This window comes from Pseudomonas sp. CROZ-RG-20F-R04-15 (genome assembly GCF_022662375.1).
GTDB lineage: Bacteria > Pseudomonadota > Gammaproteobacteria > Pseudomonadales > Pseudomonadaceae > Aquipseudomonas.
In genome coordinates, this window is sequence record NZ_JAKNQL010000017.1 from 63,898 (window position 1) to 77,558 (window position 13,661).

A 13,661-nucleotide genomic window follows, 5' to 3' on the forward strand; every position below is an offset into this window, starting at 1 on the left:
CGTTCAGGGGCTGGCAACAATCGGTTTATAGGGCGCGACCAGATAGAAGCGCTGATCGGGCAAATCCACGGTGACCACATGGGCGCCGCTCAAGCCTAGACGCCGACCGGGGCCGAAGCTCAGGCGCGGGGTCAGGCCGGTGTCGAAATCGTGCAGGCCTTCCAGCGCCGCCACCAGTTTTTCGCGGCTGGCGTCGCGGCCAGCCTGTTTCATGCCTTCGCTGAGCAGCAGCATCGAGGCGTAGGCGCCGACTTGCAGCACCGCGTGCTGGGCGCCGAGGCCTTGGCTTTCGCGCAACAGCGTCAGGGCCATGCGCCCGGTTTGGGTCCAGTCGCTGGGCACGAACGGATAAGCGAGAAACACCCGTCGGGTAAAACCGTCGGGGACTTGCAGCAGATCGCCGGCCACCTGGCTTGAGGCGGCGAACAGGTAAGGCACTTGCCCGGCGCTTTGCAGACGCGTTGCCAGACGACTGAAGCCGCCGCCATTGCCCAGATAAAACACTGAACGCGAACCCAGCGGCAGCGCATCCGCCGCCGGGCCGTAGGCTTGCAGATGGACGTTTTGCCAGCCGTGATTGTGCAAATACTCGCCGAGGTTTTGCGCGGCCAGTGTTTGTGCCGGGTCATCGGGATAAGCGATCAGCGTCGGCCCTTGCAGTACGCGCAGGCTGGCCGTGGCGTAGTCGGCCAAGGCGATCAATTGCTCGCGCAAGCCCGGCAACGGCTCGAAAATCTGCGGACTGGCCTGCATCGCCCCGAGCAACGACAAGGCGCCGATCAGCGGCACGCCGGCCTGTTCCAGACGCGGCCCCAGTTCACTGTCGAGGGCCGGTGCAAGCGGTGCGATCAGGGCGAACACTTGTTCCTGCTCGATCAACTGCTGCAAGGCTTGTTCGGCACTGGCGCGATCCGGGCCGGGGTCGATCACCGTCAGGCGCAGTTGCCGACCGTGAATGCCGCCGGCCTGATTGATTCGCGCGACGCTACCATTGAGCACCGCAGCAATGGTCATGCCCTCTTCCGCCAGCGGCCCTTGGCTGGGCAGCAAGGTGCCCAGGTGCAAGGTCTCGGCATCGAGGCCGGGATCACGTTCGTCGGCGAGGCGTTTGAGGTACGCGGTGAGGTTGCGCTGATCCTTCATCGACAGCAGAAAGCGCGGCATGCTCGGGTCGAGGCGATTGTGACCGGGGTCGCGGCCCTGCTCGATGACGGTCGCCAGTGAGCTTTCGGTGTACGCCGGGTAGCTGCGCCCGTTGACCTGTTGCTGGCCGTAGATGCTGGTCAGTCGCGCCCAGTTCAGCGGCGGCGGACGTACCCCGCCTTCCGGTCGACCGAGGCCGTCGGCGCCGTGGCAGTTGGCGCACGGCAGGCTGGTCGCCGGCAGCAACACGTCCGCCGCGCCAACCCGCGCCATGATCGCCTCGCCACTGGCCGACAGACCCTGGCGGTACAGACGCTTGCCCGCCGTTTCTTCCGGGGTCAGCGGCGCAGCGCCCGCGCCAAGGCTGACGCCAGCGAGCAGGATCAGGGCGAGTACGCGGCTCAGGTCCATGGCACGGACTCAGCGGCCGGCCACGGGCATTGTCAGCAACTGCAAGCGCTGGGCAATGGCGGCGGCCGGGGCGTCGGGGCGGATCTTGCTCCAGCGTTTGTTGGCGACGTCGCCGACGATCAACTGTGTGGAGTGCTGCTCGGGTGTCGGCACGATCTGGCCGATGCGGCTCAATACCAGGTCCATCTGCGCCTTGTCGCCGGTGAGAAAAAGCCAATGAGGGTCATCGGAACCCTGCTTCAAGGTGTAAGCCTTGAGCACCGCCGGCGTGTCGCGCAGCGGGTCACTGGTAAGGGAAATGAAGGTGATGTCCTGCGCCTTGTCACCCAACAGCTCACGCACCTCTTTGAGCTTTTGCGTGATCAGCGGGCAGGCATCGGTGCAACTGGTGAAGATCACGTTGAGCAGCACGATGCGGTTTTGCAGTGCGTCACTGTAGAAGCGCAAAGTCTCGCCGTTCTGATCCTGCAACGGCGTGTCGGTGAACCAGGTTTTTGCGTCGTGGGTGCCTTTGGCCGGCGCGGCCGCCACCACGGTTGTCGGCTCAGGGGCATGGCCTTCGTGGGCAAACGCCACGGTGCTGAAGATCCAGAAACACACGCTCAGGGAAATCCAGTCAAGCAGTCTCATGGCTGTTGCTCCATGGCGATGGCGGTGTGTTTGGCGTGGGTGCGCAGGCCGCTGAGTTTTTCCACTTCCTTGGCCAGCAGCGCCGGGTCGGTGAAGCCGTAATAGCGCATCCAGTGACGATTGTTGCCGTCGCCGACGAGGATCAACGGTTGGTGATTCTTGAAGTCACCGCTGAAACTGCCGAGGCCTTTGAGGGTTTCGTTGATCGACTGCGGTGAACCGGTCAGCCAGCTCCAGCCCGGCCCGCGCTGGAAGGTTCGGGCGTAATCCTGCAGGCGTTTCGGGTCATCGCGCTGCGGGTCGATGCTGATCGACACCAGTTGCACTTCGTTGCCGACGCGCGCGCCAAGTTGTTTCTGCACCTTGCCCATGATCGACGAGACCACCGGGCACACCGTGGTGCAACTGGTGTAGATAAAGCTCATGACGACGATTTTGCCCTGCACCAGATCCTGTTCCAGGCGCACGGTTTTGCCGTTCTGGTCGAGCAGCGGCACGTTGGCGAATTTCACTTGAGCGTGTTCTTGCGTGTTGCTAGCCGGGGCTTTGTGCCCAGCGTGTTCGTCTGCCGAGTGAGCGTTGGCGTGTTGGATGCCAAGGCTCAACAGGCACAGGGTCAACAGGCCAGTGGATGCAAATCGGTTCATGTCGAAACTCCTCTTCAACGGGCCTGGCCGGGGGTTACCCGAACACTGGCAAAGGTCTTGTCATCGAAACCGGCGCCCAGCGAGGCCGCGCGCACATGCAGGTACCAGGCGCCGCTGCGGTCGAGGGTGATCGGCGCTTCGAACACGCCGTCGGCGACTTCCAGCGCCGCCACTTGGCGCGGGTGTGAAGTGGGCGCGAGGTAGTAGCGCAGTTGCACGTCTTTGACGCCGCTGCGTTGGGTTTTGTCTTTGCCCTGAACGATGCGGAAGCGCACGACGTAGGGGTCGTTGAGCGCCACGGCAGTCTTGTCGAGAAGGAACTCGACTTTCGGCAGGCCAAAATGTTTTTGCGGTTTGCCGTCAGGATCAATCTGCGCGGTGAAGCAGTGAATGATGTTCGGTTGATTGAGCAGGAACGCAACGTCGAAACGCCCCGCTGCCCGCAGTTTTACTCTGGCGCTGTAGAGGCCCGGCGAGACTTCGCGCAGGCTGCGGTCGATGACCATCGCGGCGCGGGCGATCTGGCCACGGTTGGGGTAGCCGGACATCGGCGCGTTCATGCCTTCGGCGTAGAAATAGGTGGTGTTGTCCACCGGGTTGACCACGAAAACCGCGTTGTCATCGCGCGACACCGCGAGGCTTGAGGCCAGCGGCAAGTCACCGGCCAGGCGCGGTGCTTGCGGGCCGGCTTCGAATCCCTGGCTGATCGGTTGGCGACCTTCGCCGAGGGAGGACAGGTTGATCATGGTGACTTTCGGTGAAGCGAGACCGCGTATGTAGGCGTAGGCCTGAGTGAACACCACTTGGTACGGCTCGGCGCTGACCTCCAGATCATGGATGGCGCTGTTGGTGGCGGCATCGATGACGCTGGCGCGGTTTTCCACGGTGTTGAGCACCACGCCGAAGCGGCCGTCGGCGCTGAAGCCCATGGGGCCGAGGCCTTGTTGCAACTGGATCACCCGGCGGATGGCGTGGGTGCTGGCGTCGATCACAGTGACGGTGCCGTCCTTGCCGTCGGCGACGTAGACCGCGCCGGACAGGGCTGAATAGGCGACTGACAGCGGATGCGAACCGGTCTTGATCTGCTCGACGATGCTCAGCCTAGCGATGTCGACCACGCTGACGGTGCCGTCGTCGCGGTTGCTGACGAAGGCGAAGCGGCTGTCCTTGCTGAAGGTGATTTCGTGGTGGCCGCGACCGGTCTGTAAATGTTTGAGGGGTTTGAGGCTTTGGCTGTCGATCACCGTGACGCCGGAGTCTTCGGCTTTGCTCGCATTGTTGCCGACCCAGAGCAGGCGTTCGTCCGGTTGCAGCGCGACGCGATACGGTTGGCTGCCGGCGCTGATCGAATCGATGACTTTGAATTGCTCACTGTCGATGACGGCAACTTCGCCCGCTGTCGGCATGGAAACGAACACGCGTTTGTTGTCTTTGGGCGTGACCCAGTCCATCGGCGGTTGTTTGAGTTCGATCCGCGCGAGGGTGCTGGTGATGCCGCCGACCGAGACCGAAGGATCGACCACGGCGATGCTCGCGTCGCGGTTCATCACCAGCAGGAAATAGCTGTTGAGGTCGAGCAACGGCCGTGCGCCGATGTTGGATTTGAGGAACACGCCAACCCGGGCCTTGCAGCTCTGATCGCGGCCCTGGGCCTGATCGGCGGCGAGGGTCTGCGGATCGACCCAGGCGCCCGGCGCCACCCCGGACAAAGGCTGGCCGGAGGCGCTATCAGTGACGCGGAACTGCACATCGGCGAACTCGCCTTCGCGCAGCTTGCCGTCGGCGGCCAGTGGCTTGAGGTTGAAATCCACCGCCACGCCATCACGGTTCAACGTCTGCCCACTGCCGTTTTGCGCCAGCGCAATCTCACTCAGCGTCAGCAACGCCCCGGCCATGGCCAGCGTGCAAATACCGATGATGTTGATGATCCTGTTCATACAACCCTCCCCTACACATTCCAACCAAACGACGCGATCCCTGTGGGAGCGAGCTTGCTCGCGAAGGCGTCGTCCGCCTCACCATCCAGAACCGGGTTGCTCCCATTCGCGAGCAAGCTCGCTCCCACAAGGGATTTGCATTCCTACCGCTCCCTCACTGCCAACCACCGGCCCCCTGTAGGCCTTCGCCTGCTCGCGATGGCGTCTTGCGCCTCATCCTCGAAACCGAGTTGCTCCCATTCGCGAGCAGGCTCGCTCCCACAAGGGATTTGCATGCATCCCACTCCCTCACTGCCACCACTGCCCACTGTGGGAGCGAGCCTGCTCGCGAAGGCGTCATCTGCCGCACCGTTCAGAATCGAGTCGGGCCCATTCGCGAGCAGGCTCGCTCCCACAAGGCTCTTCGTTGTACCTACTGGCTTGGCGGCGCCGGTTCCGGTTCGTTGGTCACGCGCAGCAGTCCCCATAACCCGGACGTGTTGCCGTAAGCGGCGTAGTCGCGGAACAGGTAATCCCCCGGGATCGCATTGCTGCCGCCGGCGCTCGGGATCATGAAACTGAAGTGCGCGGCCGGCAGGACGCTTTCGTGGGCGCCGATGTACATCGACATCGGGTTGTAGCCGAAGCGCACCGAGCCCACGCCCGGCGAGCCCATCGGATATCCGCCGACATCGCTCTTCTCGGCCTGGAACGGGTTCACCGACCAGACGTGCCCGTCGAGCTGGAACGTGGTGCCACGACTGCCACCACTCGGCATCAAAATATGCGTGCGGAACGGTTGCCCCGGTTTGGCATACAACACCGGTGTCTGCGGATCGCCACCCACCAGCGCATTGCTGTAGGCCATGTGCGCGTTGGTCATATCGCCATAACCCGCGCCATCGGCATGCCCGAACGGTGCATCCGGGGCGAGGCCGAAGCGGTACCACAGCGGTTCGGTCTTGTAGTTGATCGCCATGCTCGAGTTGTCCTGCGGATCGGTCGGCACGCCGAAACCCTCAGCAGCAATCCCTTCCACCGGCCGGCCATTGGCCCAACGGGTGTTCAACGCCTTGTGCCAGACCATCGCAAAATCGCGGTAGCTGGTCTGCCCCGGCGCGGTGACCGTGGCGTTGACCTTGCGCGCATCATCAACCCAGGTCGCGCCGATCGGCAGGATGCTCATCGCCCCACCGAGGCCTTTTTGCGGTTGCTTGATCACGTCCGCCGGGGTGAAATTCAAACCGCCGAACTCCACCGCCGTGGCGTTGATGTTGTCGACGCTGCGGCCCAGTTGCGTCACCGGTTTGCCTTCACGCTCCAAGTGCCCGGCGTAGTACTGATAGGTACGGGTCGGGTACGCGCCGCTGTTGCCGACGCGCGGTGGCACGGTCTGGATCGGGTTGGCGCCGACATTGGCCCCGTCGGATTTGGTGATGTCGTAGGCCAGCAATTGCGCATGCAGGCCGACGTGGCTGGACGGCCGCATCAGGTTGTTGCTGAAGGTGGTCGAGCCCAGTCCGCTGTTGCGATCACGCTTGACCATGCCTTGCATCACCGCCGTCTGGGTCAGGTCCGGCATCACGCTCGGCAGACGGTTTTCCAAAGTGATGTTGATGCAGTCCCCTGCCGCTGCACGCAACACCAGCGGTTCGACCGGGATACCGGGTTTGAGCTTGCCGCTGAGCGGATCCAGATCGGATTTACGCACGTACAGAATCGCGGTCGGGTCATGCAGCGGCCCGCTCTGCCCGCCGATGGTGATGGTTTCGCCATCCTCCGGATCGGTCACGGTGACTTGCGGAATGCTCACCGTGCGCGAGTTCAGCACCAGGGTGCCGCCCGCCGGATTCAGCGGCCCGCCGACATGCTGGCCAAGCCCTTCGGGATCGCCGATGGTCAGGCCCAGCGCATTGCCGAGAATGTCGTTGGCCAGCACCGCGACCACTTCATAGTTGCGCTGCACCGTCGGCCGCGTGCCGATGCCGTTGGGGTTGGCGCTGATCCGTGGGCAACTGCCCTCGAACGCCACGGTGTTGCGCATGCCCGCCGGATTCGGGTTGTTGGGGATGGCGAACAGGTCATTGCGTTTGGCGGTGTAGTTGCGCATCACCCCCCAGATGCCGCTCCAGTAGCCTTCGATCGAAGCGTCCATCGAGTACAGATAATCACCCGTGGTCGCCGCCGAACTGGAGAGCATCGACACCGGCGCAATAAAACCCATCTGCTCGGAGATGCCGATCATCTGCGACGCGCGCCAGCCAGAGTTGGAGCTGTTGCCGAAACCGGAACCGCTCTGCAGCCATTTCACACCGTGCAGGGTGACGTTGTGTTCCTCTTCATGGCCGCCGGCATGCACGCGCAGCCGCACGTTGTCGCCGGTGTAGGTGCGCAGCATCGGCGTGAACGGATCACCCGGTTCGGCGCCGCCCTTGTTGATGTGCGGCGGGAACAGCGTGGTGCCGCCGGTTGGGCCGGTGGCGGAGGTGAGCAGATTCGGCGCCAGGTTCATCGCTGGAATTGCGCGGTCGGTGCGGCTTTGCATGGCGAACGACAGATCACCGCCGAGGCCGTCAGCCTGCATGCCGCGCTTGCCGTCCGGGCCGACCTTGTTCGGGTCGTACACGCGCAGGGCCAGCGGCTCGTTGCGATAGTTGACGACGAACATGCCCGGATCATCCACCGAGATCGCCTGCGGACATGGCCGGCTCGGGCAGCCCGGGACCTGACCGCCCTGCACTTCCAATACACCTTCAAGCAAGTTGCTGGCGTTGTTGCGCACTGGCGGATTGATCGCGTAGCGGAAGCTGTCGGCTGTCGCCGGGAACGCCTGCGCGTTCGGCACACCGTTAGGCCCGGCACCGACATAGACGCCAGCTTCATAGGCGTGCTGGAAGTCGCTGTATTCGAGGAAGAACTCGCGGAAGCTGTCGTTCTTGCCGTCACCATCGAGGTCGCCGGTATTGATCACCGCTTGCCACGACGTCGGCCCGCCGTCCTGCCGCGCGCCGCTGTACAGAGGCTCGCCGGTTTCGGCGTGGAACCAGGTGGAACCGGCCGGCTCGGCAAGCACAGTCGCGTATAGACCGATCTGTTGGTGCGTCGATGGGCCGAGGTGGTCGTGGGTGAAGATGGTGCCGAGGCCGCGATCGACGCCTTTGGCGTTGACCACCGGATCGACGAACCAGCGCTGCATCGCCGTGCGCGCTCCAACCCAATCGGCGCGGCCGAACTGGCCGAAGAACGGATGGTTCTTGGCTTTCGGGCAAGCCTGGGTGCCGTCGCGCGGGTCAGTGCTGGCGCATTGGTTGAACTCACGGATCGCGTGAATACGTTCCTGCACAGCGCCGGGTGAGAGCACGCCGTCCTCGTAGTTCCAGCCGTTGGACGAGCCGTCCGCCGAGGTCAGGTCCCACTTCGGCAAGTGGATGTGCTGACCGATCACATCGGTCGGCGTGCGCACCTGATAGTCGTCCATCTCATAGGTGGCCGGCACCAGGTTGGTTTGCTGGTATTGCACGCAATCGAAAGTGTTCATGCGCATCACCAGCGGCTCTGGCGGACGCTGCTTGGTGATCACCGGCCAGGCGTCTTCCCACAGCGCTAGAATGCGTGCCTGCGGAAAGTGATAACCGACTTTGTTGTACACCGCATCGAATTGAATATTGGCGGCTTTGTAGATCCGTGGCCGGTCGGCAGTGAAGGTCGAGGCGCCGACGAAGGACATGCCGTCGACGCGCTCACCGCTGGCGAACTCGCCGCTGCCGGCGCTGCTGGTCAGGCGTTTTTGCCGATCGTCCATGCACGGTTCGTAGTACGGCGCGCCGGCCATCGGCAAGGCACCGTTGGTGCGAAACGCCTTGGCCACCACTTGATTGCCGGGCAGCAAGGCATAGCTTGGGTGATCTTTTTTCGCGTGGAAAGCCATCGCCGCCTGTTCGACTTCGGTGCCTTCTTCCGGCAGGTAAATCGGTTTGGCGCGAGTGACTTCCTTGGAGAAGTCGAGCGAAGTGGTCACGGTGTGCGCTTCGCCACCGGCCGCGACGCCATCCAGTGCGTGCCGCTGCAAGCCGCCATTCCAACCACCGGATTGCGCCGGATCAAGGTTGGCCCACAGCACTTTGCCGCTGGCCTTGAGCGACTGCGCGGTGGCGGCGTCGAGCATGTCCAGCGGCGGCGTTGGCGGACGTTGGCCGACCGAGCTTTCCATGCCGCCGATCCAGAATGGATAGCCAGGGTTTTTCAGGCTGCCGTCGGCATTGCGGTTGGCTTCGCTGCGATCGACCAGCGCCAGCGAACCGATGGCTTGACCGCCGGCGTTGCCGCCATGGTGCTCGCCGTCATCATCACCCTCTTCTTCGTCATCGTCGTCATCATTGCCGGCGACCAGGGTTTCGCCGATTTTCGGCACCACCACGACTTTGCCGGGCATCGGCGCCATGGCTTTGCCCGGCAGCGGCACAATCGCCGGAATCGGCGTACCGGCGACGATTTCGCCATCGGGCAAGGCGCGTGCGCCGGCCGCCGGTTTGCCACTGCGCAGGGCAAACGGTTCGCTGTGATAACCGTCGGCGCCCTGCTGCGAAACGTCGAGCCGGGTGCCTTCTTCGAAGACATCGTGGACCCGCCACATCGCCCACATGCCTTGGGCAAAATGCGGATAGAAATGGCAGTGATAGATCGCATCGCCGGCCACGCGGTTGCGGTTGCCCGAACCGCCATTGGCGATTTCATAGGTGTAACCGGCACCCGGGCCAATGCCTTGGGCGTCGACGTAATCGGAGTTGTCGTCGTTGGGGTTGAACAGCCACTGATGGCCGTGCAGGTGGAAGATGTGTTGCTCGTGGCCATTGTGGGTGTTGCGGAATTTGACGAAGTCACCGATGTAGCTGTGGTTGACGTTCGACGGCTCCGACGGATACAGCGCCATGGTGGCTTTCACCCCGATCTGATCGGCGCGCGGTGTCTGGCCCGGAGCGATATTCTCAAGCCCGGTGTTGGCCGGCACATCCACCAGCATCGCGACATCGCCGACCGTGTGCGAGCTGAGGAAGAATTCTTCATAGGCGCACGACAGGCAGTCGTGCATCGGCCCCACGCCCAAGCGGTTGGCGACCACTTCGGCGCCCATGCCGCCGGAGCCGTAGTTGATCATGAACGAGTCGCGGGTCGGCTCCAGCACATGAGCCATCACCGGATCGGCCCAATACGCCGGGAAGGCTTGAGTGGCGGCGGTTTCGTCCTGGAATTGCGAAGCGAAATCGCGGAACGCTTCGAGGCGGTTGGGGATCGCCGGGTTGCGTTTGCCCATCGATTCCAGCGGATAAGTGCTCGGTGGGAAACTGCCATCGGCGTTGCTGCCCATGACAATCGCGTCGCTTTCACTGGAAATGATTTCATTGCCGTCGACCATGCCGATGATCGGCGTGCCAGCCTTGCCTTCACGCAGCCACGGTTGGCGCTGCGGGTAGCGCGCCTGGTAATCAACGATCGGTTGGCCGGTGGGTGCGCGGCCAGTCGTGGCCAGGCGCATTTCTTCTTCGGTGAGGGTATTGCGATAAGTGCGACCGCCCTTGGGCAGCACGACGACCTGGCCGAACAGACCATTGGCAACGTTGCCGGCCGCGCCCTCGCCGCCAAACGTCGCGCCACGGCTGCTGACGGCAAACGCGCCCTCGCGCTCGGCGTACAGCGTGTAGGAGCGGCTCGCCCCCGGTGGCACCAGACTGTTGGCGTTACGTCCGGTGAATGAAGAGATGTCATCAATGCTGTTCACTGCTTGCAGGCCGTTGACCTGGAAACCGACGTGACGATCCGCCACTTGCTCATCGACTTTGAAGTCTTCAGCGCCGTTGGCGTTTTCCGCGCCCTCTTCTTCGCCCTCGTTTTCAAAATGCTTGTTGGGGTTGGCCTGATAGTCGAGCAGGTTTTGCAGATTGATCGTCAGGCAATCACCCGCCGCCACGCGCAACACCAGTGGCCGAGGACGCTTGTCCGGGCGCAGCGAGACTTTGCCTGGCACCGCGGCGCCACCGTAAGCCAGCGACTGCTCATGTTCATCGACCACGTCGCGTCGCAGGGCGAACATCATGCCGTTGATGTTCTGCGCGCCGAGGCGGTTGAACATCAGCGGTTGATCGAGGGCGACGACGTTGGCCACCAGATTGCGCTCGCAACGCACGGCCGCACTGGCCAGCTCGACGCTGAGCATCGAGGCCAGGATCAGCAGCCAGTTCAACAGAGACGGAGCGTGATGAATGCCAACCATGATCAGTAACCTCGTAGTGGGTGCTCTTGGGAACACTTCTCGACAAATGCCCCGGAGCAATCCGCGTGCCACAAAAAATTGCATGTCCGTTCAATCAGTTACCGCGACCAGTTGAGAATCCGGGGAATATTCCCCACCCCGTTTCCCCACTTTTCGGGTGTATCCGGTTTGCCCCGAAAGTGGGGAAACCGGGTTGGGCTCACAACGGCGCATCCATGGCCAGGCCTTGCAGACGCCGGTATTGGCGCAACACGTTCGGCACGTAACGCTGGGTTTCGGCGAACGGCGGAATCACCCGGCCACGGCTGAGCACCGCGTCGGGCCCGGCGTTGTAGGCCGCCACGGCAAGGGCGATGTCGTTGTCGAACAGGGTCATCAGGCGCTTGAGGTATTTCGCACCGCCCTGGATGTTGGCCTTGGGGTCATAGACGTCGGTCACACCCAGTTCGCGCGCGGTGTCGGGCATCAACTGCATGAGCCCGCCCGCGCCTTTGGCTGAGGTGGCGCCGGGGTTGTAGTGGGATTCCGCGTTGATCACCGCGTGCAGCAGCGCTTCGGGCAATTGATTGACTTTGGCTGCCGCTGAGACCAGCTCCGCGTAGGGCTGATTGGCGATCATTTGCGGCTGTTGATCGAGGCTGGCCACAGGCAATTCAGCCTCGTGGATCACCCGTTCGTAAGTGCGTCCAGGCCGGTGAACGTTGGACAGGACATAGCTGCCCTTGGCGTCCACCGAGATGAACACATCGGCCTGCGCGGCGCCGCTGAGCAGCACACATCCAAGCAATCCGCTGGCGAGAAATTTCATGTCGGGCCTCCCCGGATCGACCCCGATAAATTGGGGGAAATGCCCCAATGGCCGATCACGTTTGAGCCATACGCAAGCACTGTGCCGACTCTTGAGACGGCCGGTTTACAAGGGTTTCAGCCAATCAGGTGGTTTTCAGTGGGGGCTGAGCATGGCAATTGCATAAGCCCTTCAGGCGACACGGCTGCCACTCACGGGAGGTCATCATGAAGCTGCAATTTCGTCCGCGTGACCAACGCGGTTTTACCCTGCTCGAATTGCTCGTGGTGCTGGTGGTGCTCGGCCTGTTGGCCGGGATCGTCGCGCCGAAATACTTCGCCCAACTCGGCCGCTCGGAAGTGAAAGTGGCCAAGGCGCAGATCGAAGGACTGAGCAAAGCGCTGGATATCTATCGACTGGAAGTCGGTCACTACCCGTCCACCGAACAGGGCTTGCAGGCCTTGGTCACCGCACCCAGCGACGAGGCGAAATGGACCGGCCCGTACTTGCAGAAAAAGCTGCCGCAGGATCCGTGGGGGCGTAACTACACCTACCGCTATCCCGGCGAAAACAGCGAGTACGACTTGCTGTCGATGGGCAAGGACGGCCAGCCCGGCGGCGAAGGTGAAAACGCTGAAGTGACCAACTGGCAGTAAACGGAGCGCGGCCCATGCGATTTCATTTGAAAGCGGTCGGCAAGGCTGGCGTGGTGTCCTTGAGCGTCGAAGCTGCGGGTGACAGCGAGGCACGGCGGATCGCCGAGGATCAGGGTTTGCGCGTGCTCAGCTCGCACGCCGACAAGCATTGGCGTTCGCTGAAACTGCGCCAGCGCGAGACCTTCAATCTGGTGTTGTTCAGCCAGGAGCTGACCACGCTGCTCAATGCCGGCCTACCGCTGATCGATGCGCTGGAAAGCCTCGCCGAAAAAGAAACCGCGCCCGCTGCCCGGAAAACCTTGAGTGAGCTGGTGCGCCTGCTTTATGAGGGCAAATCCTTCTCGCAGGCGTTGGGCCAGTTGTCGGCGGTGTTCCCGCCGCTGTACGTGGCGCTGGTACAGTCCAGCGAGAAGACCGGCGCGGTCGGCGATGCGCTCGGTCGCTACGTCAGTTATCGCCAGCGCATGGACGAGGTGCGGCAGAAGATCATCAGTGCCTCGATCTACCCGATGCTGTTGCTGATCGTTGGCGGTGGCGTGGTGCTGTTCTTGATGGGTTATGTGGTGCCGCGCTTCAGTCTGGTGTTCGAAGGGCTGGGCAATAACCTGCCGTGGCTGTCGCAGGTGTTGATGAGCAGCGGCATGTTTTTACATGCGCATCAGGCTGAATTCTTCGGTGCGCTGGCGGCAATTGTCATCGCCCTCGCCCTGCTGCAAAAGCAACCGGCGTTTCGCCGTGGGCTGGATCGGCTGGTGGAGAAACTGCCGGCCGTGCATCAACGGATTTTCATGTATGAACTCGCGCGGTTTTACCGTTCGCTGGGGATTCTGCTGCAAGGCGGGATTCCGCTGGTGACCGCCATGAGCATGGTGCGCGGCTTGCTCACTGTGGCTTCGCGGACGCGACTGGATCAGGCCTGCGAGCGGGTGCGCGAAGGGCAATCGTTGTCCACCGCGCTGGAGCTCAATCACCTGGTGACACCGGTGTCGCTACGACTGCTCCGGGCCGGTGAACAGTCCGGCAACCTCGGGCAGATGATGGAACGCAGCGCCGACTTCTACGACGAGGAAATCAGTCGCTGGCTGGAGTGGTTCGTGAAATTGTTCGAACCGCTGTTGATGACGTTTATCGGCCTGCTGATCGGGGTCATCGTGATCCTGATGTACATCCCGATTTTCGAACTGGCTTCGAGTATTCACTGAC

At 62.8% G+C, this 13,661-nt stretch carries 8 protein-coding genes; 2 read left to right on the forward strand and 6 right to left on the reverse strand.

Translation table 11 applies throughout. The annotated features are described in order from the left end of the window. Positions 1–3 precede the first annotated feature (3 nt). The 6 genes from L8H52_RS21815 to L8H52_RS21840 form a co-directional block, all read right to left on the reverse strand. Positions 4–1,554: an ABC transporter substrate-binding protein gene (locus tag L8H52_RS21815; RefSeq protein ID WP_242208682.1), complete on the reverse strand. Its 1,551-nt coding sequence runs from the start codon at positions 1,552–1,554 to the stop codon at positions 4–6. Positions 1,555–1,563: 9 nt separating this feature from the next. Continuing rightward, on the reverse strand, positions 1,564–2,184 hold the full coding sequence (locus L8H52_RS21820) for an SCO family protein (protein ID WP_242208681.1): 621 nt from the start codon (positions 2,182–2,184) through the stop codon (positions 1,564–1,566). Further along, positions 2,181–2,831, reverse strand: a complete 651-nt coding sequence (locus L8H52_RS21825; RefSeq protein WP_034152606.1) for an SCO family protein — start codon at positions 2,829–2,831, stop codon at positions 2,181–2,183. Before L8H52_RS21825 ends, L8H52_RS21820 begins: the two co-directional genes overlap by 4 nt. Before the next feature lie 14 nt (positions 2,832–2,845). Then, positions 2,846–4,768 (reverse strand): cytochrome D1 domain-containing protein, encoded by a 1,923-nt coding sequence (locus L8H52_RS21830; RefSeq protein ID WP_242208680.1) that lies wholly within the window; start codon positions 4,766–4,768, stop codon positions 2,846–2,848. A 412-nt stretch (positions 4,769–5,180) separates the two neighbouring features. Then, positions 5,181–11,015, reverse strand: a complete 5,835-nt coding sequence (gene mnxG, locus L8H52_RS21835; RefSeq protein WP_277930488.1) for a manganese-oxidizing multicopper oxidase MnxG — start codon at positions 11,013–11,015, stop codon at positions 5,181–5,183. A gap of 199 nt (positions 11,016–11,214) precedes the next feature. Next, entirely contained in the window at positions 11,215–11,823 is a 609-nt protein-coding gene (locus L8H52_RS21840; RefSeq protein WP_242208679.1) for a lytic transglycosylase domain-containing protein, read from the reverse strand. Positions 11,824–12,029: 206 nt separating this feature from the next. Between L8H52_RS21840 and gspG the strand changes: the two genes are divergently transcribed. Further along, the gene (gspG, locus tag L8H52_RS21845; protein ID WP_034152611.1) at positions 12,030–12,458 is read left to right on the forward strand and encodes a type II secretion system major pseudopilin GspG; all 429 of its coding nucleotides are present in this window, start codon (positions 12,030–12,032) and stop codon (positions 12,456–12,458) included. Between the two features lie 14 nt (positions 12,459–12,472). Then, positions 12,473–13,660, forward strand: coding sequence for a type II secretion system F family protein (locus tag L8H52_RS21850; RefSeq protein WP_242208678.1), 1,188 nt, complete (start codon positions 12,473–12,475; stop codon positions 13,658–13,660). Position 13,661: the final 1 nt, after the last annotated feature.

What these genes read in the sequence shown, in the direction of transcription:
- L8H52_RS21815 (WP_242208682.1), bottom strand. Translation starts at nt 1,554, where the DNA reads ATGGACCTGAGCCGCGTACTCGCCCTGATCCTGCTCGCTGGCGTCAGC.
- L8H52_RS21820 (WP_242208681.1), bottom strand. Translation starts at nt 2,184, where the DNA reads ATGAGACTGCTTGACTGGATTTCCCTGAGCGTGTGTTTCTGGATCTTC.
- L8H52_RS21825 (WP_034152606.1), bottom strand. Translation starts at nt 2,831, where the DNA reads ATGAACCGATTTGCATCCACTGGCCTGTTGACCCTGTGCCTGTTGAGC.
- L8H52_RS21830 (WP_242208680.1), bottom strand. Translation starts at nt 4,768, where the DNA reads ATGAACAGGATCATCAACATCATCGGTATTTGCACGCTGGCCATGGCC.
- mnxG (WP_277930488.1), bottom strand. Translation starts at nt 11,015, where the DNA reads ATGGTTGGCATTCATCACGCTCCGTCTCTGTTGAACTGGCTGCTGATC.
- L8H52_RS21840 (WP_242208679.1), bottom strand. Translation starts at nt 11,823, where the DNA reads ATGAAATTTCTCGCCAGCGGATTGCTTGGATGTGTGCTGCTCAGCGGC.
- gspG (WP_034152611.1), top strand. Translation starts at nt 12,030, where the DNA reads ATGAAGCTGCAATTTCGTCCGCGTGACCAACGCGGTTTTACCCTGCTC.
- L8H52_RS21850 (WP_242208678.1), top strand. Translation starts at nt 12,473, where the DNA reads ATGCGATTTCATTTGAAAGCGGTCGGCAAGGCTGGCGTGGTGTCCTTG.